The organism is Rahnella sp. PD12R, from assembly GCF_019200965.1.
In the GTDB taxonomy this organism is placed as follows: Bacteria; Pseudomonadota; Gammaproteobacteria; order Enterobacterales; family Enterobacteriaceae; genus Rahnella; species Rahnella laticis.
On sequence record NZ_JAHTMS010000015.1, the window covers coordinates 32,330 to 58,085 of the forward strand.

Here is a 25,756-nt window from a genome sequence, read left to right on the forward strand (position 1 = left end):
GTTGAGCATGGATCTTTTTCACAAACTTAATTTGTCGTTCCGCCATAAGTTGCCAGTTTTACGCCAGACGCAGGCCGCAGAGTGCGGGCTGACGTGCGTCGGTATGATTGCCGGTTTCTACGGCCACCAGATTGATATGGTATCGCTGCGCCACCGTTTTCCGTCATCACAAAAAGGCAGCACGCTGACTGATGTGATGTCCTTCGCCCAAAATCTGGGAATGGGTTGCCGCGCCGTGCGGCTGGAGCTCGATGAGCTGCATAAACTCAGCCTGCCCTGCGTGCTGCACTGGGACATGAACCATTTTGTGGTGCTCAAAAGCATCAGCAAAAACACCATCACAATCCACGATCCGGCGCGCGGCGTGCGTAAAGTGGCGATGGATGAAGTGTCGCGATCGTTCACCGGCGTGGCGCTGGAACTGTATCCGGCGGCAACCTTTGAGCAGAAGAACGAGAAAAAGTCGATCTCGATGCTCAACCTGATCCGCAATGTGTCAGGCATCGGATCCGCGTTTACGCAGGTCGCCCTGCTCTCTCTGGCGCTGGAGTTTTTCGGCATCATTTCACCGTTTTATATGCAGTGGGTGATCGACCAGGTTTTGGTGTCCAGCGATCGCGATCTGCTGACGTTACTGGGCGTGGCGTTTATCAGCATTACGCTGTTCCAGAATCTGATCAGCGCATTACGCAGCTGGGTGACGACCTGGTTTTCCAGCATGCTGAGCGTGCAGTGGTCGGGTAATTTGTGCGCTCATCTGCTTGGTCTGCCGCTGAGCTATTTTGAGGAGCGCCACGTCGGCGACATCCTGTCGCGCTTTGGTTCTATCGCCAATATTCAGAGCACGCTGACCGGCCGGTTTATCTCGTCGATTTTCGACGGCGTAATGGCGCTGGTCACATTGGCCGTGATTTTTACCTACAACGCCAATCTGACGTTTGTGGTCATCGGCCTGTTTCTGCTTTATGCGCTGATCCGCTGGATCTCGTTTGAACCGTTCCGGCAGGCCAATGAAGATCAGCTTCTGGCCTCCGCGCAGGCGCAATCACAACTGCTGGAATCGATTCGCGGCGTGCAGGCGATCAAGCTCAATAACAAGCAGGATCTGCGCGTCTCGACCTTCACCAATGAAACCGTGGAATCCACCAACAAAGGCATTACGACACAAAAACTGTCTATCGGATTCAGCACATTACAGGGCACGATTTCCGGCGTCGGCAAGATTGTCCTCATCTGGCTGGCCGCAGGACAGGTGCTGGACGGCAATTTTACCAGCGGGATGCTGGTGGCCTTTATTTCGTTTTCCGACCAGTTTATTTCCCGCTCGGCCGGGCTTATCAACGCGCTGATTGAATTCAAAATGCTGCGCTTACACGGTGAACGTATCTCGGACATCGTGCTGACGGAAAAAGAGCAAAACATGGAAAGCAACATCGCGCTGGCCGAACAGGAAGGCCCGGTGCGTCTGGATATCCGTCAGCTTTCGTTCCGTTATTCCGCCACGGACGCCGAGATTTTTACCGGTTTTAATCTGGCCATTGAAGCGGGGGAATCCATCGCCATTATCGGCCCTTCCGGACAAGGCAAAACCACGCTGGCAAAACTGTTGCTCGGGTTACTGAAACCGGTGAGCGGCAGCATCTGCATCAACGGCGTCGATCACACAAAGCTGGGCATGACGCATTACCGTGATCTTATCGGCAGCGTGATGCAAAGCGACATGCTATTTGCCGGATCCATCATGGATAACATCAGCTTCTTTGATGCCAGCCTCGACCGTCATCACGTTGAGCGCGTGGCGCGTATCGCGCAGATCCACGATGACATTATGGCGATGCCGATGGGCTACAACAGCATGGTCGGCGACATGGGTTCGTCTCTGTCCGGCGGGCAGGTTCAGCGCGTGATTCTGGCGCGGGCGCTGTACCGCAAACCGCGCATTCTCATTCTCGACGAAGCCACCAGTCATCTCGATGTGGCGCGCGAAAGCGCCATAAATGCGGCGATTAAACACATGGCGATGACGCGCGTCATTATCGCGCACCGCCCGGAAACCATTTTAAGCGCGGACCGTATTATCCAGATTAGCCGTAACGGCATCATGGAAGTGCCAAAACCGGATTTCATCCGGCTGGTCAACGCATCACAACCGGTACTTGAGGCAGGTTAAGCACTCAATGCCCCCGTAATCCATCAGGAGAAATCATGAATAACCGCTTAATTTGCCTGGAAGGCACCCTGGATTTTGAAGAAGAAATCCGCACGCAGTCGATCAACATTGTCTCTTTCCGTCAGGGACAGCAAATCACCATTAATCGCGACCAGCTTCCGGCTGGCCGCACTTTTGCACAACAAATGTCATTACAGTTAGATAACGCGCAAAAGATTTTTAATCAGTTCAGTTTTGTAAAAATGGATGAAATGAATGAAGGCGATTTATTTGCCGATACTATTCAGGTTATCTTTACCTTTATTACGGGCAACGGGCAGAAAGTCTGGCAGGTCACATTTGCAGCCTGCCCCGGCGGGAAAGAAATCATTAATTTTACTTCTGTATATCCTGATGAAGAAAGTATGAAAAACGAAGTCTGGAGATTACGGCATTGCGTCACGCACTTTGTATTATCCGCAGAAAAATAAATTTTAAAACCAACTAAAAATAGAAGTAATTCTATATATTTCAAAATCGATAAAATGCAGAATTCCCCCATCGAAAGACAGCCGGACATTCCGGTTCTTTCGTGGCGTAGAGTAATCTTCACACGACTTTGTAAAACATTTTATTTAAATAAAAAGGAAGAAATAAATGCGTGAATTAAGCGTAATGGAAGTGGAAGCAGTTTCTGGTGCAGGTTTCTTTAGCGCTCTGACCAGCGCTATTTTAGGCGGCGCAGCTGCAGGTGCAGCGGGTGCTGTTATCGGTGGTATGCACGGCGGTGACGGCGGCGGCATTCTGGGCTTTGGCGCAATCGGCCAGGGCGTTGGGATGGTTGCTGGCGGCCTGTTCGGTATCGCTTTCGGTGCTATTGGCGGCGCAATCATTGGCTGGAACGATCCTGATTCCGTGACTTCAATGGTTAGCCAATGGGTCAGCAACGTGAGCAACGGTTCATTCACGCAAACCGCGTAATAACCTGACGAGTCTCATGAATAAATAAAAAAGGTGCAGATTATTCTGCACCTTTTTTTATTTCTGATTTCCCGGTTTACTCTTCTTCGATACTCTTGCAGATATACGTCGGAATGGTATCGATCATAAACAGATAGTTGTTATTTTCCTGCTGATCAATGCGCATATAAATACTCTTATCCGGATAAACAAAAAAATCCGGTTCATGCTCACCCAGCCAGGTATCATCCACATTATCATCCGGAAATTTAAGATTGCTTTTTGACGTCATAAAATAAACGTCACCTTCTTTATGCATCGTGAAGGATATTTTACGATTGAACACTTTATCGGGATGCGCTTGTGAACGTCCGTTAATACTGATAATCCCCGACGTACCGCGTACCGTATAGCTTAATGAAACATCCACGTTGTCACCGGAATAATGCTGCGACAAACTGGCAGCGCAGGAGAAATTATCCAGCGTGTTATTGTGCCAGAAGGAATAAATAATCGCCGCCACAACCCCTGCTCCCGCGATGGAGATCAGGATTTTGGCCTTAGGGTTGAGCTTCATTTATTTATCCTCAAAGAAATAATCAGAAATGCAGGTGTTCGGTTCCGTCATCGGTTTATCACAACGGATAACCGACGTTCTTGGCAGCAACGGCAAATGCGTCACGTAGACCCAGGGGTAACTTTTGCAGCCGTCGGGGATCTGTTTGCTACGCTCAAGCGCGTTCGCACGGGATTCCGGCGAAATGATGCCGTCCGACAGAAAAATGTGGCAACCCTGCGTGGTTTTCAGAAAGTGGTAACGCGAGAAAAACTGACCGTCGTCGTTGCTACGCAAAACCAGAGTGGCAGCGCCAAGCATAACGAGCGCAATCAACGTGCTCACGCCGCCGGTCATCCACTGACGACGTGAACAACGGCGTGCCGGTTTGGCTTCTGCGACCGGCACAGGCGGCGGTTCGGATGGCTTTTCGGGCGATACTTGCGCAGGCGTCTCTGCCGGTTCTCCGGATACCGGAACCTCTTCCTCATGCACGCCTTCCAGCTGCTGAAGGATCCTCAGTTCCTGGTTCAGTGACTGCTCATCGATAAAGTGCGCATTCTCATGACTGACTTCCACCAGCTGTTCTGTAGTCAGTTTTTTGATGTGCGTGCCGCTGGCCAGCGTTAAGCCGATGCGCGGAATAGTGACGACCGGATCGTCAGGCAGGCCAATCTTTTTTAACCCTTTCCGCAGAATAGAAATGTTCTGATAAAAGGTATTAGAAGACACCAGCATTCCCCGCTTTGCCCAAACGTTATCCAGAAATTCGTGCTGGGTGACAATGGTTCCGGTTCTTTCAATCAGCAACAGCAAACAACGCCCCGCCGGTGAATTTAATACAACCACGTGGTCAGGGTCGTTGAGATCACGCAATGTACTGGTGGCCGGGTGAAATTCAACAACCCCGTTAATAATGTAATGATTATGCATACGTGTGGGTAAAAACTCCGTGGGTGCTTCATGGGCGATCCATGGAAGCTCCATTGGTAAATAGCCGGCGCATAAACGCCCTGTCCCTTAATTAACCGTAAAGTCTGATCAGCAGAAATGAGAAGAACTCACTCAGGCGTAATTTGACGCATAAAATAAATAATGTATATCGCCGCCACTGGCGATTTGTCTCATTTTTCATGATAGCCAGCCCTGCGTGTTCTTAATCTGATTAAGCAATATTAATATCTTACATTACGGCTCGTTCATTAAAGGGCGGTTATATTGACGCATTACAGCCCACAGACCTTTTCATAAGGTGTGATTTTTTATGAAGTTAAGCATAACCGTCTGAATGCTTTATGAAGCATAACCGTTTAAAAACATCAGATATTATTTCTAATGAAAAAGAGCAAAGGTGAGAATTAAGCATTTTTTAACGTTATCCTTTCGCGATAAATGCACGAACCCCGCACCTTGACATTTACAAATACTGACATACGACACCCTTGAACGCGACAGACACGGATGTCCGCGCTGTTATGCCCGTTATTAAAGTGGCAAAGAGAAGAACCCAGTAATAATGCGGCCTGAGCCATTAAAATCCTCGCCATAACAGTTGTTTTCCGCCCGGTTAAAAATCAGAATTTTCGTGCATTTTGTGAGGTTTAGTCAGTAAGGGCGCGGGTTCTCTGACAAACCGCTTTCCGGTTTTTACAAATCATTAATAAACTGCACAGTACACTTAAGATTGTTCTGTATGATTATTCTCATACCGGAAAGGGAAAGAAAGCATAACAAAGGGAGCATTTAGCAGGCCTGACCTGCATTAACAAGGAATACCTCTAAATAGGAAGATCTCAGACTCAACGGTCGTTACTAGGATATTTCTACGGATAACTCTGAACAATTTTAACGCGAAATGGTGATTTTTACTGCAATTTCACATTTTACCCAAAGTCAGAGAATCCAAAAATTAACAGAAGGTGAGATTTATTCAGAAGATCATTCCGAAAAATCACCTATCATAAGTGAATAAATCCTATTTTCAGCCAGATTAATCATGTTGTTGATCGTTTATTAAAAGATATTACATTAGCATTACCAATCGAGGGGATATTATGGAAAGCATATTTGAACCCGGGGGAATCACGGATATTGCATTAATGGGAGATGACCACTATGCCCGACAGGGAATAGCCTCCTTATTGCAAGTCATGGGTTCTAAATTAAGGATAAAAGCCTCTGTTCGTGATTATCAAGTTCTTGATATGGTTTTAGAAAAAACACGAATAGATCTCGTATTTCTCTCGGAACCTGAAAAATGTAACGCTGGCTTCGACACATTAAGGTTTATTAACAAAATCAAACTTAGCCATCCACATATGGTTATTTGTATGTACTCAGTACATACCAGCTCATTGTTATGGGTGCGCGGAGATGTCGATGCTTTTATTTCACTGAAAGAGCCGATGTATAACTGGCATGCAAACATTATGAAATTGGTGGATTCACGTTACCGGCCAAGATCTAAACCTGCTGCGTTATCCCTGACGCCTATTGAGTGGAAAGTATTGAAAGAATTAAGAAACGGGCAGGACTTACGCCGCATCGCGGCAACGGAAAAACTTTCTTATCGTCGGGTCAGTGCATTAAAAAGCTCGGCGACAAGAAAACTCGGGCTCAGGAATAAGACAGATCTGCTGATTTTTTTAACCAGTTAATTCTGCCGTATTAAGAGCAATACTTAGCAATAAATTAAAAATGGAAATTTTAAGATGAAATTACACACCACTAAATCATTAATCGCTAAATCACTGATCGCGGCCACGCTGGTTTTCGCCGGTCAGGCCATGGCAGTCGATGAAACTCCGGTTCCGGTTGTCGTCGACGGCGGCACCGTGAACTTCAACGGCAGCGTCGTGACCGCCGCCTGTGCGCTGGGCAGCAACAGCGCCAACATTGATGTCGATATGGGTCAGGTGCGTACCGCCTCTCTGGCCACCGCCGGCAGCGTAGCCAGCACGTCAAAAAGCTTCTCTATCGTGCTGGAAGATTGCGACAGCACCGTTTCCACCACAGCAGCCGTGACCTTCACCGGTACCGCTGACGCCAACGACAGCTCAAGCCTGGCGGCGGGTTCTAACGGCGGCACCGGCACGGCGCAAAACGTGGCCATCCGTCTTTATGACGAAAAAGGCACCGTGGTAAACCTGGGCGAAGCCTCCAGCGCAACGGCCCTGCGTAACGGCGAAAACACCCTGAACTTCAGCGCGAAATACTATTCGCCTAAAGGGACGGCGACCGCCGGTGATGCAAGCGCCGTTGCGACTTACACGCTGACCTATCTGTAATTTTTAGTCTGTCATTACCGCGGTCCGGCCGGATGGCCGGACCTGATTCACCGCAAAAGGGAATTGCTATGCACAAGTTAGCTTCTTATGTCGTACTGGCCGCCTCATTCACGTCGTCCGCCGTTTATGCCGGGGGTGTAGGGTTAGGCGCCACGCGGATGGTGTATTCCGCCGCCGCCAAACAATCGTCAATGGATGTCAGAAATACCAGCAAGGATTCGCCGTTTCTTATTCAGTCATGGGTAGAAGATGAATCCGGCAACCGGACGAATGATTTTGTAATTACGCCGCCGTTATATGTTTTAAAATCGTCATCCGAAAGTGTGGTGAAAGTCATCTTTAACGGCAAAAAATTGCCGGCTGATCGCGAGACACTTTACTGGCTGACCGTAAAAGCCATTCCGCAGGATACAAAACAGGCCGCCGGAAATACCTTACAGTTTGCTTCGGCGAACCGGATTAAAGTGTTTTACCGCCCTGAAGGGCTGAATGAAAATGTGAATGAAGCCTGGAAACGTGTCCGGGGAGAATTCCGTCAGGGAAAAATTAAGCTCAATAACCCGACACCTTATTACCTCACCACCGTGAATTTAACCGTGGACGGTAAAGCCGTAAAACCGGTCATGATCCCGCCGAAAGGCAGCGTCACACTGGAAGAGTCTTTCGCCAGCGCCCGTGAGTTCAGCTACCAGACCATCAATGATTTCGGGGCCTGGACACCGGCGATGACCTATCCGCTGGTGAAATGAGTGTCAGGTAAAGTCACCGGCAGCGGAAGCCGCAAAATATAAAGTAAGGCGTAATATCGTGAAGGTTAAAATCGTTTGTGCCCTGGTTTCTTTAAACCTGATGGGAAGTGCTGTGTGCGCAGAGAACGATTTGCAATTTAATCCGGCATTTCTTAATGGTGAAGGATCTAATATTGCCGATCTTTCCTGGGTAAATGCAGGAGGAGAATTACCTCCGGGTGAATACAATATTAATGTTTACGTGAATAACGAATATGCATTCACCGGCAATATTAATTTTGATGTCGATAAAGAGAATGCGAAATCCGCGCCAGCGCCCTGCTTAACGCCGGAACAAATTACCGCGATGGGCATTGATGCCGGGCAGGCTCAGGGCAACGCCCTGCCGCTGACGCAAAAATGTTATTTCCTGAATCATTATTTTCCGGGAACGCAGATTGATTTCGACCAGAAAACGCTGACCGTGAATGTCTCGGTTCCGCAGCGTTTCATGCTGAATTTACCGCGCGGCTATGTCAGCCCGCAAAGCTGGGAATCGGGGATTACGTCGGCCTGGTTTAATTACGTCGTGAACGGTGCCAATAACCAGTATCAGGGCGAAAGCAGCGCCGACCGCGAGCAGCTGTTTGCCAGCCTGAACAGCGGCGTCAATCTGGGGGCGTGGCGTCTGCGTGATTTCACCACCTGGACCAAAGAAAACAACAAGCTGACGCACGTTCAGACCTGGCTGCAACGCGACTTGCCTGCCCTGCGCGCACAGTTTTATGCGGGTGAAACCTACACGTCAGCGCAGATCTTTGATTCCGTCAGCCTGCGCGGTGTGGCGCTCAGCACTGACGACAATATGTTGCCCGCCAGCCTGAGCGGCTATGCGCCGGAAATCCGCGGGATTGCGCGCAGCAATGCGACGGTCACGGTGCGCCAGAACGGCAACATCATTTATCAGACGTCGGTTTCAGCCGGTGAGTTTGTTTTAAAAGATTTATACCCGACGGCCTCCGGCGGCGATCTGTCGGTCACCATCACCGAAAACGATGGCAGCAAAACACAGTATTCCGTGCCGTTTGCCAGCGTGCCCAATCTGGTGCGAGCCGAGCAGTTTAAATATTCGCTGGGTGCCGGGAAATTCCGCCCGACGTCTAATCAGGAATCACCGGCGTTTATGCAGGGCGAGTTGTTCTGGGGCTGGAAATATGGCCTGACGTTCTACGGCGGTACGCAGTTATCACAAGATTATACCGGCGTGGCGCTGGGCGTCGGGCAGAACATGGGCAGTTTCGGCGCGTACTCACTGGATCTGATCCACGCCCGCAGCACGCTGGCGGACGGCAACAGTTATAACGGGGATTCCGTGCGCCTGCGTTACAGCAAGCTGATTAACGACGTCGGCACGCGCCTGAATTTCTACTCATGGCGCTTCTCGACCGAAGGGTTTTATACCCTCAGCGATACGACCTACAAAGGCATGAACGGCGGGACATCGACGCAGGTGACGGAAAGCGACGGCACGGTCACCACCAGTTACGAAAACGTGTACGACCTGAGAATGTCGCGCAAATCCAAAAATCAGCTGATGTTGTCACAGCCGATGGAAAATCTGGGATCCGTTTCACTGTCATGGGATCAGCAGACGTACTGGAACACGCAGAAATCGACGCAGGGCATTCAGTTCTCCTGGAACAATACGTTCAAAAACGTCTCGGTCGGGGTGAATTTCCAGCGCAGCACCAGCCTTTACGACAATCAGAAAGACAACATTGTGTCGCTGTCATTGTCAGTGCCGCTGGGCAATCCGGCACTTTCAACGCGGGCACGCTACAGCGCCACGCAGTCTGACGCCGGCGGCGCAACTAACAGCGTGGGCCTGAGCGGCTATGTGCCGGGCAAAGACAATTTGTATTACAGCGTGAACCAGCGTTACAGCAAACAGCAGCAATACGGCGGCGATACCGCGCTGCAATATCAGGGGCAATGGGGCGATTACAACCTCGGTTACAGCTACTCCGGCAACTCGCGCAATCTCAGCTACGGCATGAGCGGCGGCGCGGTGTTGCATGAAAATGGCCTGACGCTCAGCCAGCCGCTGGGTAACACCAATATTTTGGTGAAAGCGCCCGGTGCGGCAAATGTTGCAATCCGCAACCATAAAGGGATTAAAACCGACAGCCGCGGTTATGCGGTCATACCTTACGCCACGCCTTACCGCGTTAACCGCGTGGAGCTGGATGTGACGACGACGGGCAATGACGTCGAGCTGGATAACGCGGTGATCAATGCGACACCGACCGAAGGCGCGCTGGTCCGGGCGACCATTCCGACCCGCGTCGGCCTGAAAGCCATGCTGGTGATCCGCAACAAAAACGGCGTTCTGCCTTTCGGCACCGTGGTTTCGCTGCTGGATGACAAAAACGACAGCAGCAGCATTGTCGGCGATAACGGCAGCCTGTATTTGTCCGGTTTGCCGGAAAGCGGTTCAGTCAGAGCTGTCTGGGGAACCGGCAACGGCAAATCCTGTACGGCGAAATATCAGCTGAACAAGCGTGATTACAATGCACAGACCGGCCTTTATTCACAGGAGGTGATATGCCAGTAATGTTACGTTTCGCCGGATTCGCCGCGCTGGTCGGGCTGATTTCCACGCCGGTCAGCGCCTACGACGTGCTGGTGTCGGTGACCGGTTCGATTTATGGCAACACCTGCACGGTGTCGGCAGATTCAAAGGAAATCACGGTGCCGCTGGGCACAGTGGCGACGCGCCAGTTCGGTGCGGACGGCGCAGTCAGCAACGTCAAAACGCCATTTTCCATCAATCTGGAAGACTGTGGCCCGACGTTCTCCGGCGTCAAAATCTCGTTTACCGGTACGCCGGATCCTGGCAATCCGGAGCTTTTAAAAACCGAAGACAACGGCGCGACCGGCGTGGCCGTGCAGTTACTGGATAACCGCAGCACCGCTATTCCACTTGGCACGTCTACCGAAGCCTACGGGAGTGCGGGCGCGGAGACGGTGCAGATGAAGTTTTTCGCGCGTCTGGTGGCAAACGGTGAAACCGTCAATCCCGGCAGTGTTTCTGCCGTGGCAACCTGGGTAATGGAGTACCAATAATGCGTTTATTTCTGATTTCTCTTTTATGGATGTGTTCGGCGACCGGCGTTTTAGCCGCAAGCTGGACATCTGATATCACGCTCTCGCCACAACCGATGAGCTTCTCCGGCCCGGCGGATTCCGTCGTACCGGGCAAAATTATCGGCTCGACCTGGAGCGCGACGGCCAGCGTCGAGGAAGTGGTCTGGTGCGGGCTGGTGTGGACCTGTCAGACCGGCACGATGGAGCCGGGCAGCAGCATGATTTCCACCGGCATGACCGTGACGGTCGATGGCGCAAACTACACCGTTTTCGAAACCGGCGTGCAGGGCGTGGGCTTTATTCTCGGCCTGAAAGACTACAACGGCACCACCTATATGCCATTGCAAAGCGCGCAGACGCAGACTTATCCGGCAGCGGGCACCAGTGGTTATGCCACCAAGTTAGGCTGGTCGGCAAAGGTCACGTTTGTGAAAACCAGCCAGACGCTGGCGACCGGTGTTTACACCACCAAAACATTGAATGCGGCACTGCTGACGGTCAAAAATAACGAAACCGTGACGGCAAAAGTGATCATTAATCCGACGACAATTACGGTCAGCGCCACCGGCTGCACCGTGCTGACGAAAACCGCCAATGTCGATCTCGGCGCAGTTGACGTTCGTTCACTGCCTGCGGTGGGTAGCACATCGCCGTCGGGCGGTTTCAACATTTCGCTGTCGTGCGACCAGCAGGTTTCCGTTAACGCGACCGTCAGTGACCAGACTCATCCCACTAATTTCTCTTCCGCGGTTTCGCTGACGGCGGATTCCACCGCCTCCGGAATTGGTGTGCAGTTTCTGTATAACGGTACGCCGGTCACTCTCGGTAAGGACAGTTCTGCATCCGGCACTCTGAATCAGTTCTTTATTCAGACCACGAGTACGGCACAGACGCTGTCTCTTCCCTTTCAGGCGCGGTATATCCGTATGGGGGATGTGATTCCGGGCACCGCTAACGCACTGGCCGGAATAACGTTTTCCTACCAGTAAGTGAGCGCTTACAACACATCCATAAAAAAGGCTTTCCTCTTTCGGGGAAAGCCTTTCCGGCACAAAGCCTCTGACCTAGCGGTGGTCGTGGCGGTACAACTCCCATTCGTCGATGTGTCTGCCGTCAGGGAATACGCAATCCGTCCTGACGCCCTGCTGCGTTTCAATATTCACCGATCTGCCGCCTCTTTCATGGCAATAAACCGCCGCCGGATTCGCCATTCCGGTCTGACGTCGTTGCGGTTCGTGATGATGATTCACGCAGCCCGACAGCGCTGCAACCATGATGATGAATAAGACTTTTTTCATTCTGATCCTTCGTGGAAAGAGTAAAATAACGCAGCGATTCTATTCCCCAACGCTTTCGGTTATCTACTCATGGTTTCCTAAAAACGCACCTCGTTTGACCTGCGTTTTGATTTACAGCGGAACATTGACCGGGCTTATCGCTGAGGGCGATTTTTGCGTATAAACTTTGCCGGTCATTTCACTTCCGGTTAATCGCTATGTCATTTTCGCAGTTTGTTCATCGGGTTCCCGTCAGTTTTTTCGGGATGGTTCTGGGGGTTTTCGGGCTGGGCAGCGCCTGGCGCTATGCCGCCACGCTGGGACTGGGACCTGCCTGGCTGGGTGAAACGCTCATTTTTGCCGGAAGCTTTATCTGGCTGACGCTGGCGCTGGTTTACGCCGGTCGATGCCTGACCGAACCGAAAACCGTGCGCGAAGAGTTTCTCAATAATAACCAGTTCAGCTTCATCAGCTTACTCCCCGCGGGCGGCGTACTGGTTTCGACAGGCTCACATCCGTACAACCTGCTGCTGGCGAACACGCTGATGATCGCCGGTGCCACCGGGCAACTGATATTTTCCGCCTGGCGTTGCGCCCCGCTCTGGCGCGGCGAATTTGCTTCAGAAGCCACCACACCCGGTTTTTATCTCCCGACGGTTGCTGCCAACTTTATCTGCGCCATGGCCTTCGGCACGGCCGGACATCAGGATATCGGCGCGCTGTTTCTCGGCGCAGGGTTGATTTCATGGCTGACACTCGAACCGGCGATCATCCACCGGCTGCGCACGCAGACGGAACTTTCCGGCCCGGCGCGTGGCGTGATTGGCGTCCAGCTCGCACCGGCGTTTGTCGCCTGTTATGCGTGGCTGTGCGTGAACGGCAATCATTTTGATATGTTCGCCCTGCTGCTGCTGGGCTACGGTTTACTGCAACTCTTCTTTATGCTCCGGCTGGTGCGGTGGTTTTTTGCAGGCGGATTCAGCCCGTCGATATGGGCCTTTTCGTTCGGTCTTTCAGCTATGGCAAACGCCTCTTTACGGCTGGCGCACAGCCGGCAGGTCATCGATATGCAGATTTTGTCGTGGATTTTATTTTCCCTTGCCAATCTTCTGCTGGCCGGGCTTATCGTGAAAACGCTGTTGTTGCTGGTGAGCGGCAGGTTGTTGCCGGGGAAATAAGGCACGCCGTAATCGCCCGATACCTTTAAAAAAGCCGGGTGGCTCACATAAACGAAAAAAGTTCGTGGCTAAGATAATTTGGCTTAAATCGAATATCACTGGCAGGGAGGTGGGAATGGAAAGGTACCAAAATCGGGGAGGTAATTCGGGTATCGTCGCTTTTTTGACAACGGAAGATTCAATTACGGTGAAGTTTAAAGATGGCTGGCATTACATCTACAACTCCATTCGCCCCGGTCTGGCCGATGTGGACCGCATGAAAGCGATGGCGAAAGCAGGCAGCGGCCTCCATGGCTTTATCAACCGTAAGATCCGCAATAACTATTTTCATAAATACCACTGAACCGCAGACATGAAAAAGGCGGCAAACGCCGCCTCTTCTGCATACTGCTGTGACATCTTATTTATACAGTTCTGCTGTACCGTACATCTGGTTATTACCGGAAGCACCGATGATGCGGTATGAACTTGCACCGGCCTGTTCAGCTTTGGCATTCAGTTGTGATTGCAGGCTTGGCAGTGAACCGTAAGTTGATGCGCTGACCACACCTAAAGTTTGCTGACCGGCAGGGGCGGACTGAACTTCAGTTGCTGCCAGAGTGGTGAATGAAGCAGTAGCCAGTGTCAGGGCAGCGATGGTCATTGTGATAGTTTTCATGATGTTAATTCCTGTTCGTTAATTTGGTCTGGGATGCCTTCTTCAGGAAACCCGGTTTCAGGTCAACGTTATTTATTAATTAACGTTCGATAAGTAAATACTAATGGCTGATGAGACTTTGTGCAAGACATTTATTTAATGACCATTAACTAAATGTGCGATCGCGTCCAGAAGCGGGCAGGAAGGGATAAACAGAAAGGGAGACGGCAGAGACGGTAAACGCTCTGCCGGTGTTTTATTTGCAGGGAATGCACGTTGTCAGGACAAAAGTTTTACTTCAGCGCAACCGGTTTACTGAGTGTGGAAGTGGCACCGTCGCTGGTGGTGGCGGTTGAGGTGACATTCGCCACCTGCAAATCTGCCGCGACGTTAATCTGGTCGTGAATGACGCCCTGCCCTTTGGCATTGATGGGCACCATCTGATAACCCAGATAATTTTCAGCTTCATCCTGTGTGGATTTGCTGTTGGAGAAGAACTCAACGCGGTACAGCGTATTGGCTTCGCCTTTCACCTGACCGTCGATGGTCAGCGCGTTCTGGCTGCGGTTTACGCGGGTAATCGCCGGAGCCTGCTGATCTTTATTCGGGGTTTTCTCGCAATCTGCTGACGGGCCGTCAATCGCGCAGATTTTTTCGAGTTTGCTGGTGTCGTTACTGATGCCGCCGCCACGGTTGCCGGTAAAGGCCGCGTGTTCCAGACCCGGCACGTTAAAGACGATAGCGCCTGCAAACCCCTCCAGACAACTGCCGCCGGCAAAGCAGCGTTTCACCGGTTTACCGTTATCAACCATGATGTTAGCCGTAATGCGGTTGACCGCAGGCCCGGTGATGCGGTTGATGCCGAACGCGCCATTTTTACCGGGTTCCCCCTGCGGACGGACGGAAACGGCCACGCGGTTGCCGGTCATGATATTGCTGTCGACGATATTGCCGGTGCCGCTCAGCGTGACGGCGGAAGACAGATTGGTGAAGGTATTGCCGGCGATATAATTGCGGTTCCCCCAGTTAAGCTGCACACCGTCGGAATAGTTTTCAAAATGGTTATGCAGCACTTCGTTATCATTCCCCCACAGCATTTCCAGCCCCTGAGAAGGTTCTTTATTATTTACGTCGTCGGTCGTAATAAAGTTTTCAGCAATCAGGTTAAATGACGCACCGCGCGTCGCTTCCATCGCATCGCCATTATTAATGAAGGTATTGCGGATAATTTTATTACGCTCGGTGGTGGTCGCGGTGGAATTCCCTTTGCCGTCATCGCCGGTCATCATGATGCCTGCGCCACCGCGGTTGCCCACGATACGGCTGTCTTCGATGACGTTATTTTTAGCGCGGTTAATCAGAATGCCGATGCAGAAGTTGCGGACTTCGACGCCCTGTAAAGTCACGTCATGGGTATCGCGTAAAACCAGACCCGGCATGGTGGTGGTGCGGACGTTTGCGCCGTACTGGCCGCTGACCGCGCCCGGACAGGATTGCGGTTCGCTGCCCTTGATATAACCGGAACCGTCGATGGCAGCGTATTTGCCATTTTTCTGCCAGTCGAGGTTTATGATATCCACCGGCCCGAGAATTTCCGGCAACGGTTTAACCGGCTTAATCACTAGCGGCTGATTATCGGGGGACTGAAGCTCAATGCGGTAATGTCCGGCGTTTTGGTTATTTTTCTCCAGCGCCCAGCGCAATGTGCCTGCGCTGCCGTCATCCGCGGATGAGGTGACTTTTAAAACTTCTGGTGCGGAATTAATCGTTTCTGCTGCAAAGGAAGTCAATGGCATTAATAATGCCAGCGTAACGGAAAGTTTATTTTTTATCATGACAGAACCTGTTTCTTCTTAGATAAAAACGCATTATTTCCAGTCCCTGGATCCCTGTCATTCTCAGAAAGGACGCAGCAGCAAGCCACCGCGTGCGATTGAAATCACTGGTGTATTTAATTTTCAAACATGGCTTTCTGAAATAACGTCATCCATCATTTTTATTTCCCGCACGCGCGGTTGCCCGAACATGCGGTTTAACGTCTGTTACTGTCTGCCGCTCAGTTAGAAAAAGTGAGTCCACAGGGCGGATATTGGCATCGCCAGCACCAGCGCGGGCAGCATATTGGCCACCGGGAAAATCTTAATACCGCAGATTCGAAAACCGGTCGCGAACATCAGTACACCGCCAACGGCGGAGAAATCGGCCTGCATGGCGGGCGTGGTCAGCGGCAGGATAAACACCGCGCCGTACGCCAGCAGCAGCTGGATGATTAATTGCGGAACAGCAACCACAGCGACGGCAAAACCGAGCGTAGTGGCAAAGATCGCCGCAGTGAACAAATCCAGGAACGATTTGGCGATAAGCACGCTGGTGTCGCCGGTCATGCCTTCGTGCATCGACCCGAAAATCCCGGTGCCGCTGGCGCAGAACAACACAATGATCGCCACGTAGCTTTGCAGGAATTTTTCCTGAGATTCCTGATCGCCCGGATCAGATTTCACAAACACTTCAACCAGACTGCGGGCTTTGCTGCCCAGTTTGCCGATGCCTTTTTCCAGATAACACAGCTCACCGAGCAGCGCGCCGAGGATCACCGACAGCACCATCACCGGCATATGGCTGAGTTTTCCCACCAGAACGACGCCCATACACATGGAAGCCGCCCCGAAAATTAAGGGCATAGACGTACGGATGCGCTCCGGCAGGCGGTTACTGAGCACCGCGCCAACGATGCCGCCGATCAATACGGCGGAGCCGTTGATATAAGGTCCGATAATCACGAGTCTTTACTCCTGGTCATTAACTTCATGTTTTCACCCCAGCGAGGCAAACCGGCACAGTCCAGATCCAGCAGACCCAGCGCGCGCGCCACGCTATGCGCAATAATGTCTTCAACACTTGTCGGCCTTGCGTACAGGGCAGGTACCGGCGGAAAAACAATTGCGCCGGATTCTGTCACCTGTTGCATGTTGCGCAGATGCCCCGCATGCAGCGGCGTTTCACGCACCATCAGTACCAGCCGGCGCCGTTCTTTTAACACGACGTCCGCCGCCCGCGTCAGCAGATTATCCGTCAGACCGGTCGAAATAGCCGCCAGGGTATGCATCGAACAAGGCGCCACCAGCATGCCGAGCGTACGGAATGATCCGCTGGCAATTGCCGCCCCCACCGCGCGGAAGGGATAAACCACATCCGCCAGCTCTGCCACATCCGCTTCCGTCAGCGTGGTTTCGTGCTCACGGTTGAGATGCCCGGCCGGGGAAATCACCAGATGCGTTTCCACATCCAGCTGGCGCAGGTAACGCAACGCCTGAACGCCATAAGAGAACCCGGACGCGCCGCTGATCCCGACGATAACGCGAGTTTTCTGTGGTGCCTTAAATGCAGACCCTGACATGCTGTTTCCTTATTGCTTATTACTGATCACTTTTTAGTAAAACCCGGGATAAAGCGGTTTACGTCCACTTCGAGGAACTCACTGCGGTGGAAATTCGCTTTCAGGTTATAAGGTACTGTGCAGTCGAAAATGGTTTTGCAGGCAATACCGTGGTCGCGCACCGACGGGCTGAAAGCCGGATCGGATGACGGATCGAGCGGATGGCAGCGCACGCCAGGAATAAAGATGGTGCTGACGTCGCCCTGATAGCGGGTGGTCATCGCCCAGATCACGTCATTGAGATCAAAGATATCGACATCTTCATCCACCAGCATGACGTGTTTCAGCTCGGAGAACGCTGAGAACGCCAGCAGTGCCGCCTGACGCTGACGACCTTCGTCCGCCGCAAAACGTTTTTTCACCTGCAATACCGCCAGGTATTTACCGGTACCCGGAGACGGGCAGTGAACGTTCTGCACAAAGCCCGGCAGTGCGCGTTCAACCATCTGCAAGATACTGGCTTCTGTCGGAATGCCCGCCATGTTGGTGTGTTCATCGCTCGGCCCGATACAGGTTTGCAGGATCGGATGACGGCGGTGAGTGATCGCTTTCACTTTGATCACAGGTACTTCGGCTTGCGCGGCACCGGTATAACCGGGGAATTCAGGCATCGCTTTGCCGGTATTGGTGTTCTGGTCTTCGCGCACGCGGTAGTTCGGCAGCAATTCACCTTCAATCACGACTTCGGCGTTAGCGATACCGCGTGCATTCACGGTCAGACAATCCACCAGTTCTACGGCCTGATTGCGCAGGCTGCCCGCGATGGACAGTTCGTCAAAGCCCAGCGGCGTGGTTGGCGGCTCAAAGCACGCACCGATTTCAATCGCCGGATCCACACCGATGCTGATTGAAATTGGCAAGGGTTTACCTGCCGCTTCAGCTTTCTGACGGAACACGTCCAGATGACGCCCCGGCACGAAATACATGGAGATTTCGTCTTTGCTCTGCACGCACAGGCGGTGAATGGTGACGTCATGCTCGCCGGTTTCCGGGTCGGAGGCGTAGCACATGCCGAGGGTGAAATACGGACCGGCATCTTCCGGCGTATTGGTCGGCGCTGGCAGGATTTTCAGGATATCGAAATCCGGGTCAGTCGCCAGATGAACCACTTCCTGACACACCGCTTTTTCACGTGGGATCACGACAGGCGCGATAGGATTCGACACGGAATCTTTCAGCATAAACGCCAGGTTTTCCGGCGTGGTACCGAACAGGCGAGCCACGCGTTTACGTGAAGACAGCAGGCCAATCAGCACCCGCATGTCGTTATAGCCTTTGACCTTATTAAAGATCATCGCCGGACCGATTTGGGTCGGACGTTTAACGGTGCCGTGGGCGCCTACGTAGCGGTATACACCGGATAACTCCGCGATCGGATCCACGGGTTCATCGGTGTAGATCAGTTCGTCGTCGTACTGGCTTAAGACCTCCAGTGCGGAACGGAGATCAGTCACTTTTTTTTGTTCTTCAGACATCTCAATGGCCCTTAAAGTCAGGTAATCGGGGGTGCAGCGGAATGTGCTTCTTTGCCGCTGCCCGGTCAGTTTGCAAAGAATCGGTGATAAGAGTCCAATAACATTACCCGGCTCTTTGATAAGGGATTATTATGAGAAAAACGACGCGGAGAACGCATGGATTACCGACAATTACACTCATTTGTGGTGCTGGCAGAAGTGCTGCATTTTGGTAAAGCCGCCCTGCAACTCAACATCGCGCAGCCCGCACTAAGCCAGCACATCAAGGCGCTCGAACAGTCACTGGGGATCCCGCTTTTTACCCGCGACAAACGCCATGTGGCGCTGACTTTCGAGGGGCAACAGCTGGTAGAAGAAGCGCGGATTGCCATCAACCATTACGAGAAATTTCTCGAAAATGCGCGCAGTTTACGGCAGGGTTTTAAAGGACAACTGAAGCTCGGCTACGTCGGATCGTCGATTCTGGATCCGGCGCTGGCACTGTTAATTAATGGTTACCGCAAGAAAAAACCGGATATTGAGATCGTTATTGAAGAACATAACGTTCACGAGCAGCTAACACTTCTGCTCAACTATCAGCTTGATATCGCCCTCGTCCGCTCGCCGGTACCGCAGTATCCTGAGCTGGAATATCTCGACGTCGCGACCCGCCCGCTGATTGCCGTTCTCCCGCGTAATCATCCGCTGGCCTCCGGTCAGAAAATCGCCCTTTCCTCACTTTCCGAATGCCCTTTCCTTATCCAGAGAGATCCGCCCGGCGTCGGCCTCGGCTGGTCAGCGATGAACGCCTGCCAGCAAGCCGGATTTGTCCCGCAGAAAATTCAGTTTACGCGGGATGTGTCAGTGGCTATCGGGCTGGTCTCGATGGGAATGGGCGTCACGCTGGTGCCGGAAACGCAGAGATCGGTGATGATCCCCGACGTGAACTACTGCTTCCTGACCGACTCAGGCGCAACATCCACCCTGACCCTGAGCTGGCAGCGACACCAGAAAAATAAAGCTCTGGCTGATTTTATTCGTTATGCGAGGGAGCTGACGGTTTAGGGGGATTGAGCGACGGGGGTTAAAAACGGCAGAGATTTTGACCTGCCGTTTGCTTTACTCATCCGGCTTACTTATTCGTATAATTAATTTTTTATGCCCTATAAATCAATGAAACATATGAATTATCTATGGCACGAACTGCCTTGTAGAAGGGCTTTTTACGCGCTTATTTTGAGCTTCTGATTTCTTATTTTTGTCGTGTAAAAAGGAGCTTTGAAATGGCAATACCAGCGTATTTGTGGTTAAAGGATGACGGCGGTGCTGATGTTAAAGGGTCGGTGGATGTACACAACCGCGAGGGGAGTATTGAAGTCCTTAGTTTCACCCATGGTCTGCATATCCCCACCGATGGAAACACGGGAAAACTCACGGGAACACGCATCCATGGTGCTTTCACCATTGGCAAAGAGTTCGATAGATCATCGACATATCTTTATAAAGCCGTTGCTACCGGCCAGACTTTAAAATCAGCTGAGTTAAAATGGTATCAGATCAATGATGCAGGTCACGAAGTCGAATATTTCAGCATGTTCCTTGAAAATGTGAAGATCGTTTCCGTTACTCCTGTCATGAATCACTGCAAAGATCCAAACTCTATTCATCTGAATCATATGGAATATATTGATATCAGATACGAGAAAATAACGTGGCGACACAGTGATGGTAATCTGATTTACGCAGATGCCTGGAATGAAAGAGTGACAGCCTGATGTCCCGTCTCTCTTTTGATGGCTCATCTCACACACTTTCACTTCTTGCTGATGATGGAACATCAATTAAAAGCTGGAGTGCTTACAACAATGTCGATTCTCATGCGACATTGCGCCACGTAAATAATGGTACATATCAGTTTCAGGACAGAAGCTCCCCACACTCTCATACCGCAAACCCAAATGGTCCCTATGGTTCTTATGGAATTATCAGATTTGATGTTCCTGGACATCCCGGCATCGGAATTCATTCAGGCCGGGCAAATGCACGTCATCTTCCGGGGCCACAACATCCAACAATGGGTTGCATCCGCACGTCTGATGAAGCAATGAGATACCTTAAAGAGCATATGTCGGGTCATTCTCTCTCCACTATTGAGATTCTTAACAATAGTGGTCCCTCCGCCGCAGGCTCAACCCAAAGAAATGAGAACAGGGAATATCAGGGAGTCCGCATGGAATTTATATGAAAACATTCACCGCGATATTGTCACTCGCCCTTCTAACAGGAACAGCTCACGCAAACATCTGCACTGAAAATGAAGCTACAGCAGCGGATTTAGCCGTCGATAATCTGAGTAACTGGAAAGCTATTTACGATAATTACACCGCTTACAAACAGTGTGATGACGGAAGTATTGCGGAAGGAAATTCAGAAGCAATTGCGAGAATGTTCGCAGATAAATGGAAGGAGACCGGGAAGCTACAATCGCTGATTGATCGAGATTCCACATTTGAGGAATACGTTCTGAGGCATATTGATTCAACACTTGATACGAATGACCTGACTCAGATTGCGAAATTATCGTCCCACTCTTGCCCGACCAGTAACAAACCGTTTTGCAGTAAACTTTTCAGTGCAGTTCAGGCTGTTGAAAAACAGGATTAACAGAAAGCTAAAAACGGCAGAGATTTTGACCTGCCGTTTGAATATGCCCCGCCCGGAAAACAGTCAGGCAATGAAAATTTTGCATTCTGTATATAGCCGGGCAAAGGCTTACAGTTTCTGGCTGATGGCCGATGATTCCTAAGATGACGGCTTTTTACTTTCATGAAATCCAATAATCAGCGCAGCCAGCTCGTCTTCCTCTGCATAAAAATAGGCAACGGGCACATCTAAAACTTTGGCGATTCGGCTCACCGTATCCTGATCGGGCTGATGCTTACCCTTCTCATATTGATTCATTCGGGCGCTGGAAGAAGCTTCATCCAGCCCCGCGAGTACACCAAGTTTGTACTGAGAAAGTCCCGCGCGCAGACGCGCTTCCTTGAGTCTTTTGATCAACATAATGTCGGAGCTAACCTTTTAACTAAGTTATTCTTAGTTTTATATTGTGTTATTTTTAAGCTCCGCTCATACTAAGGATAACTTAGTAATCAACATTATCTGGAGGTCTTACATGGCAAGTTCAAATGATTGGCACAGCGCTGATATCCTCGCAGCAATCAAAAAGAGAGGGACAACGATGGCGGCAGTTTCCAGAGAGGCGGGATTAAGTTCATCTACTCTCTCAAATGCACTATCGAGACCGTGGCCGAAAGGTGAAATGATTATCGCGCAAGCCATTGGTGTTGAGGCGAAAGAGATCTGGCCGAGCAGGTATTTTGATGCAAGAACGGGCGGGCAAATCAGCCGGAAAATCAGGCAAGTAAGCAGGGTTGATATTTCCTGAAGGGATAATCTGGAACACTAACTGGTGCGATAATAGGAGTCGAACCTACAACCTTCGCATTACGAATGCGCTGCTCTAAACACTGAGCTATATCGGCTTTTTAAGGGATTGGCGGGGGCTACGGGGCAACAACTTATTCCTTACCTAAGGCGTCCGTCAAGACTCTGAAAGGACGTCTGGCGTGATCTTAATCACCCTGCGCACGTTATGGATATTATGGTTGTTTTGACGTGAAAAATCAGGCTGAGAACAACCAGATATCGCCGGAGCGTGGAGTATTAACGTTTTGATATTTTTGGGATTGGGTTTTAAAAATGGTGCCGACTACCGGAATCGAACTGGTGACCTACTGATTACAAGTCAGTTGCTCTACCTACTGAGCTAAGTCGGCTTTTTGAAGTGTTACCGGGGAACTACGGGGTGCTAAATTAGTGAAATCTGACGCTGCCGTCAAGCCCCTGAAAGTGCGTTTGCTGTTTTTCTCATCAAATGGCGCAGAATAGGAAATTTCTACCGGTTTCATAGGCTTGAAACCGGTAGAAAAAGGGTCACGGACGCACTAAATCGTCGCCATAACCAATCCATTTATAGGTCGTCAGGGCTTCTAATCCCATCGGGCCGCGGGCGTGCAGTTTTTGGGTACTGACCGCCACTTCTGCACCTAAACCGAATTGGCCGCCATCGGTGAAACGGGTGCTGGCGTTGACGTAAACCGCCGAGGAATCGACTTCACGCACGAAACGGTCGGCGGAGCTGATTGAACGGGTGAGGATCGCGTCGGAATGTTCGGTGCCGTAGGTGCGGATATGCGCCACGGCGGCGTCCAGATCGGCGACGACGGTGACGTTCAGATCCAGCGACAGCCATTCATCCTGATAATCTTCCTCAGTCACGGCCAGCACTTTCGCCGGGCCATTTTGCAGATGCGGCATGGCGGATTCACTGGCATGAAGCGTGACGCCCGCACGGTGCATACGACTACTCAGCTCCGGCAGAAAACGTTCTGCAATCGCCTGATGAACCAGCACGGTTTCGAGGCTGTTACAGGCGCTCGGACGCTGCACTTTTGCGCTTTCAATCACCGTCAGCGCTTTGTCGAAATCCACGCTTTCATCCACAAACGTATGACACACGCCGATACCGCCGGTGATCACCGGGATGGTGGACTGTTCGCGACACAGTTTGTGAAGCGCCGCGCCACCGCGTGGGATCAGCATGTCGACGTATTTATCCAGACGCAGCAGTTCTGCCACCAGAGCGCGATCCGGGCTCTCGATGGCCTGAACGGCGGCTTTTGGCAGGCCACATTCTTCCAGCGCCAGCTGGATCACTTTGACCGTCGCCTGATTGGTGTGATGCGTTTCTTTCCCGCCACGCAGGATTACGGCGTTGCCGGTTTTCAGGCACAGACTGGCGACGTCGATGGTGACGTTCGGACGCGCTTCATAAATCACGCCAATCACGCCCAGCGGTACGCGGCGGCGTTCGAGACGCAAACCGCTGTCCTGCTGAGAACCGTCAATCACCTGCCCGACCGGATCGCTCAGGCGGCAGACATCGCGCACGTCGCTGGCGATGGCGGATAAGCGCGCAGGCGTCAGCAGCAGGCGATCGAGTAATGCTTCGCTCATGCCGCTTTCGCGGGCGGCGGCCATATCCAGTTCGTTGGCAAGAATAATGCTCTGGCTGTTGGCCTCGAGCATGTCAGCCATCAGCATCAGCGCACGGTTTTTCTGCGCGGTGCTGAGGGTGGAGAGCTGCCAGGACGCGGCTTTCGCGGCCCTGCCCATCTCGTTAAGCATGTGTAACTCCTTAACTGACAATCATGTCGTCACGGTGAACGGCAACCGGGCCGTATTCGTAACCGAGAATTTCGCTGATCTGCTGAGAGTGATGACCGGCAATCATGCGCATCGCATCGCTGTTATAGCGGCTGACGCCGTGCGCGAGGTCTCGCCCGTTCAGGTTGCGGATGCGGATCACTTCGCCACGCGAGAAATCGCCTTTCACTTCGCGGATGCCTTTTGGCAACAGGGAACTGCCGCGCTCCATCATGGCGGAAACGGCGCCGTCGTCGATGGTGATTTCACCGGCTGGCGGTGCACCGAAAATCCAGCGTTTACGGTTTTCCAGCGGGGTTTCCATGGCGTGGAAACGCGTGCCGACGGAAACGCCGTTAATCACATCGCCAATCACGCCCGGCAGGTTGCCTGCGGCAATAATGGTGTCGACGCCCGCACGGCAAGCGACGTCTGCGGCTTGCAGTTTGGTCGCCATCCCGCCGGTTCCGAGGCCGGAAACGCTGTCACCCGCCACGCCACGCAGTTCATCATCAATGGTCATGACTTCGCGGATCAGTTCGGCTTCAGGATTGGTACGCGGATCGGCAGTAAACAGGCCGCTCTGATCGGTCAGCAGCAGCAGTTTGTCGGCACCGGCCAGAATCGCAGCCAGCGCCGAGAGATTGTCGTTATCGCCGACTTTAATCTCTGCGGTGGCGACGGCATCGTTCTCGTTGATCACCGGCACGATATGGTTATCGAGCAACGCGTGCATCGTGTCGCGGGCATTCAGAAAACGCTCGCGATCTTCCATATCGGCACGGGTCAGCAGCATCTGACCAATGTGGATGCCGTAAATCGAAAACAATTGCTCCCAGAGCTGGATTAAACGGCTTTGCCCGACGGCAGCCAGCAGCTGTTTGGAAGCAATGGTGGCGGGGAGTTCGGGGTAGCCAAGATGTTCACGCCCGGCGGCAATCGCGCCCGACGTTACAATCACAATCCGGTGCCCTGCCGCATGTTGTTGCGCGCACTGGCGGACAAGCTCAACAATGTGAGCACGGTTGAGGCGGCGTGAACCGCCAGTGAGCACGCTGGTGCCCAGTTTTACAACCAGTGTCTGACTGCCACTCATTAGTCTTTCCATTAAGGTGAAATAAGAAATGCTTCGTTGTCTTTGTAACAGGGGAGAAGCGTTATGCCAACCGGCATAACGCTATAATAGCAGCATTCAGTATGGGAATGGGTAGTACAGAAGGTGTCAGGCGGAGAGCTTCACCGGTTCTTCGCTGAAATCATCAGCCGGTTCCAGTTTGAGGGACATCTCTTCGATCATCGTGTTGAGTTTTTTGTGGAACCCAACCAGAGTGGTCTCAAGTTTCTCACGCACTTCAGCATCTTTAATGTTTTGCGCCTTCCAGATGCCGTCTTTATCGAACAATCCGAAGTAATAAACATAGGTAAAACGTTCGGCTTCGGCTTGCAACTCTATCCACCAGCCCCAGAATTCACGCTTCTCAGGAGCGGGTTTCACGTTTACACAGACCGCTAAGCAGTCAAAGAAAAAGCGGTCGTTCTCGCATTTCCCTTCTCTAATGTACGGCCCGAGTGTACCGAAACGTTTCATTAGCCTGCTTTTAGGATGACCACTTGGTAACGTCATTGTACAACCTCCATAGAAAGACGATCCTTTTTAGCAAACCGTTAAGAATTAGCAA

Annotated in this window: 28 protein-coding genes and 2 tRNA genes; 16 read left to right on the plus strand and 14 right to left on the minus strand. The window is 51.7% G+C overall.

What is annotated here, in order from left to right; translation table 11 throughout:
* Positions 1-7 precede the first annotated feature (7 nt).
* The 3 genes from KWG64_RS22470 to KWG64_RS22480 all read left to right on the plus strand — a co-directional run bounded on the left by KWG64_RS22470 (position 8) and on the right by KWG64_RS22480 (position 3,130).
* Complete coding sequence (locus tag KWG64_RS22470; protein ID WP_218523175.1) at positions 8-2,170, plus strand: peptidase domain-containing ABC transporter; 2,163 nt, start codon at positions 8-10, stop codon at positions 2,168-2,170.
* Between the two features lie 35 nt (positions 2,171-2,205).
* Positions 2,206-2,640, plus strand: coding sequence for a DcrB-related protein (locus tag KWG64_RS22475; protein WP_218523176.1), 435 nt, complete (start codon positions 2,206-2,208; stop codon positions 2,638-2,640).
* Positions 2,641-2,806: 166 nt separating this feature from the next.
* A complete protein-coding gene (locus KWG64_RS22480) occupies positions 2,807-3,130 on the plus strand; it encodes a colicin V synthesis protein (RefSeq protein WP_195815440.1) in 324 nt (107 codons plus the stop codon).
* 76 nt (positions 3,131-3,206) lie between these two features.
* On the opposite strand, the gene KWG64_RS22485 is transcribed toward KWG64_RS22480, so the two are convergent.
* A complete protein-coding gene (locus tag KWG64_RS22485; protein WP_218523177.1) occupies positions 3,207-3,686 on the minus strand; it encodes a hypothetical protein in 480 nt (159 codons plus the stop codon).
* Complete coding sequence (locus KWG64_RS22490; protein ID WP_255562272.1) at positions 3,687-4,652, minus strand: transcriptional regulator; 966 nt, start codon at positions 4,650-4,652, stop codon at positions 3,687-3,689.
* A gap of 1,067 nt (positions 4,653-5,719) precedes the next feature.
* Between KWG64_RS22490 and KWG64_RS22495 the strand changes: the two genes are divergently transcribed.
* The 6 genes from KWG64_RS22495 (at position 5,720) to KWG64_RS22520 (ending at position 11,816) form a co-directional block, all read left to right on the plus strand.
* Positions 5,720-6,322: a LuxR C-terminal-related transcriptional regulator gene (locus tag KWG64_RS22495; RefSeq protein ID WP_255562273.1), complete on the plus strand. Its 603-nt coding sequence runs from the start codon at positions 5,720-5,722 to the stop codon at positions 6,320-6,322.
* Positions 6,323-6,376: 54 nt separating this feature from the next.
* Positions 6,377-6,952 (plus strand): fimbrial protein, encoded by a 576-nt coding sequence (locus KWG64_RS22500; RefSeq protein ID WP_195815438.1) that lies wholly within the window; start codon positions 6,377-6,379, stop codon positions 6,950-6,952.
* 68 nt (positions 6,953-7,020) lie between these two features.
* Positions 7,021-7,701, plus strand: coding sequence for a molecular chaperone (locus KWG64_RS22505; RefSeq protein ID WP_218523178.1), 681 nt, complete (start codon positions 7,021-7,023; stop codon positions 7,699-7,701).
* Between the two features lie 58 nt (positions 7,702-7,759).
* A complete protein-coding gene (locus KWG64_RS22510) occupies positions 7,760-10,294 on the plus strand; it encodes a fimbria/pilus outer membrane usher protein (protein ID WP_218523179.1) in 2,535 nt (844 codons plus the stop codon).
* Positions 10,285-10,806 (plus strand): fimbrial protein, encoded by a 522-nt coding sequence (locus KWG64_RS22515; RefSeq protein WP_195824897.1) that lies wholly within the window; start codon positions 10,285-10,287, stop codon positions 10,804-10,806. Before KWG64_RS22510 ends, KWG64_RS22515 begins: the two co-directional genes overlap by 10 nt.
* The gene (locus tag KWG64_RS22520) at positions 10,806-11,816 is read left to right on the plus strand and encodes a fimbrial protein (protein ID WP_218523180.1); all 1,011 of its coding nucleotides are present in this window, start codon (positions 10,806-10,808) and stop codon (positions 11,814-11,816) included. Before KWG64_RS22515 ends, KWG64_RS22520 begins: the two co-directional genes overlap by 1 nt.
* A 75-nt stretch (positions 11,817-11,891) precedes the next feature.
* On the opposite strand, the gene KWG64_RS22525 is transcribed toward KWG64_RS22520, so the two are convergent.
* Positions 11,892-12,125 carry a DUF333 domain-containing protein gene (locus KWG64_RS22525; protein WP_218523181.1) on the minus strand — a complete coding sequence of 78 codons (234 nt, stop codon included), beginning with the start codon at positions 12,123-12,125 and terminating at the stop codon, positions 11,892-11,894.
* A gap of 197 nt (positions 12,126-12,322) precedes the next feature.
* Here KWG64_RS22525 and tehA point away from each other — a divergent pair, with 197 nt between their 5' ends.
* Positions 12,323-13,282 carry a dicarboxylate transporter/tellurite-resistance protein TehA gene (gene tehA, locus KWG64_RS22530; RefSeq protein ID WP_218523182.1) on the plus strand — a complete coding sequence of 320 codons (960 nt, stop codon included), beginning with the start codon at positions 12,323-12,325 and terminating at the stop codon, positions 13,280-13,282.
* 115 nt (positions 13,283-13,397) lie between these two features.
* Entirely contained in the window at positions 13,398-13,625 is a 228-nt protein-coding gene (locus KWG64_RS22535) for a hypothetical protein (RefSeq protein WP_152324738.1), read from the plus strand.
* Between the two features lie 57 nt (positions 13,626-13,682).
* Here KWG64_RS22535 and KWG64_RS22540 read toward each other — a convergent pair whose 3' ends face one another.
* The 5 genes from KWG64_RS22540 to KWG64_RS22560 form a co-directional block, all read right to left on the minus strand.
* A complete protein-coding gene (locus KWG64_RS22540) occupies positions 13,683-13,940 on the minus strand; it encodes a YdgH/BhsA/McbA-like domain containing protein (RefSeq protein WP_195815431.1) in 258 nt (85 codons plus the stop codon).
* A gap of 272 nt (positions 13,941-14,212) precedes the next feature.
* On the minus strand, positions 14,213-15,754 hold the full coding sequence (locus KWG64_RS22545) for a right-handed parallel beta-helix repeat-containing protein (protein WP_218523183.1): 1,542 nt from the start codon (positions 15,752-15,754) through the stop codon (positions 14,213-14,215).
* A 225-nt stretch (positions 15,755-15,979) separates the two neighbouring features.
* A complete protein-coding gene (locus KWG64_RS22550; RefSeq protein WP_195824903.1) occupies positions 15,980-16,699 on the minus strand; it encodes a DUF554 domain-containing protein in 720 nt (239 codons plus the stop codon).
* On the minus strand, positions 16,696-17,316 hold the full coding sequence (locus KWG64_RS22555; protein WP_218523184.1) for a UbiX family flavin prenyltransferase: 621 nt from the start codon (positions 17,314-17,316) through the stop codon (positions 16,696-16,698). The genes KWG64_RS22550 and KWG64_RS22555 overlap by 4 nt, the downstream gene beginning before the upstream one ends.
* Before the next feature lie 26 nt (positions 17,317-17,342).
* Positions 17,343-18,830, minus strand: a complete 1,488-nt coding sequence (locus tag KWG64_RS22560) for a UbiD family decarboxylase (protein ID WP_218523185.1) — start codon at positions 18,828-18,830, stop codon at positions 17,343-17,345.
* Positions 18,831-18,986: 156 nt separating this feature from the next.
* Between KWG64_RS22560 and KWG64_RS22565 the strand changes: the two genes are divergently transcribed.
* The 4 genes from KWG64_RS22565 (at position 18,987) to KWG64_RS22580 (ending at position 21,473) form a co-directional block, all read left to right on the plus strand.
* Positions 18,987-19,874: a LysR substrate-binding domain-containing protein gene (locus KWG64_RS22565; RefSeq protein ID WP_195824906.1), complete on the plus strand. Its 888-nt coding sequence runs from the start codon at positions 18,987-18,989 to the stop codon at positions 19,872-19,874.
* Between the two features lie 218 nt (positions 19,875-20,092).
* Complete coding sequence (locus KWG64_RS22570) at positions 20,093-20,584, plus strand: Hcp family type VI secretion system effector (protein WP_218523186.1); 492 nt, start codon at positions 20,093-20,095, stop codon at positions 20,582-20,584.
* The gene (locus tag KWG64_RS22575; RefSeq protein WP_195824908.1) at positions 20,584-21,054 is read left to right on the plus strand and encodes a L,D-transpeptidase family protein; all 471 of its coding nucleotides are present in this window, start codon (positions 20,584-20,586) and stop codon (positions 21,052-21,054) included. The genes KWG64_RS22570 and KWG64_RS22575 overlap by 1 nt, the downstream gene beginning before the upstream one ends.
* The gene (locus KWG64_RS22580; RefSeq protein WP_218523187.1) at positions 21,051-21,473 is read left to right on the plus strand and encodes a hypothetical protein; all 423 of its coding nucleotides are present in this window, start codon (positions 21,051-21,053) and stop codon (positions 21,471-21,473) included. The genes KWG64_RS22575 and KWG64_RS22580 overlap by 4 nt, the downstream gene beginning before the upstream one ends.
* A gap of 138 nt (positions 21,474-21,611) precedes the next feature.
* On the opposite strand, the gene KWG64_RS22585 is transcribed toward KWG64_RS22580, so the two are convergent.
* Positions 21,612-21,872: a helix-turn-helix domain-containing protein gene (locus KWG64_RS22585; protein WP_218523188.1), complete on the minus strand. Its 261-nt coding sequence runs from the start codon at positions 21,870-21,872 to the stop codon at positions 21,612-21,614.
* Between the two features lie 112 nt (positions 21,873-21,984).
* On the opposite strand from KWG64_RS22585, the gene KWG64_RS22590 reads away from it, so the two are divergent.
* Positions 21,985-22,257 carry a helix-turn-helix transcriptional regulator gene (locus KWG64_RS22590; protein WP_218523189.1) on the plus strand — a complete coding sequence of 91 codons (273 nt, stop codon included), beginning with the start codon at positions 21,985-21,987 and terminating at the stop codon, positions 22,255-22,257.
* Positions 22,258-22,279: 22 nt separating this feature from the next.
* Here the strand turns inward: KWG64_RS22590 and KWG64_RS22595 are convergent.
* From KWG64_RS22595 to crl, 5 genes are all read right to left on the minus strand, one after another.
* A tRNA-Thr gene (locus tag KWG64_RS22595) sits at positions 22,280-22,354 on the minus strand.
* 218 nt (positions 22,355-22,572) lie between these two features.
* A tRNA-Thr gene (locus tag KWG64_RS22600) sits at positions 22,573-22,648 on the minus strand.
* Between the two features lie 157 nt (positions 22,649-22,805).
* Positions 22,806-24,059: a glutamate-5-semialdehyde dehydrogenase gene (gene proA, locus KWG64_RS22605; protein WP_218523190.1), complete on the minus strand. Its 1,254-nt coding sequence runs from the start codon at positions 24,057-24,059 to the stop codon at positions 22,806-22,808.
* A 10-nt stretch (positions 24,060-24,069) separates the two neighbouring features.
* Positions 24,070-25,173 (minus strand): glutamate 5-kinase, encoded by a 1,104-nt coding sequence (gene proB, locus KWG64_RS22610; protein ID WP_195815424.1) that lies wholly within the window; start codon positions 25,171-25,173, stop codon positions 24,070-24,072.
* Positions 25,174-25,299: 126 nt separating this feature from the next.
* A complete protein-coding gene (gene crl, locus KWG64_RS22615) occupies positions 25,300-25,701 on the minus strand; it encodes a sigma factor-binding protein Crl (RefSeq protein WP_195815423.1) in 402 nt (133 codons plus the stop codon).
* Positions 25,702-25,756 lie beyond the last annotated feature (55 nt).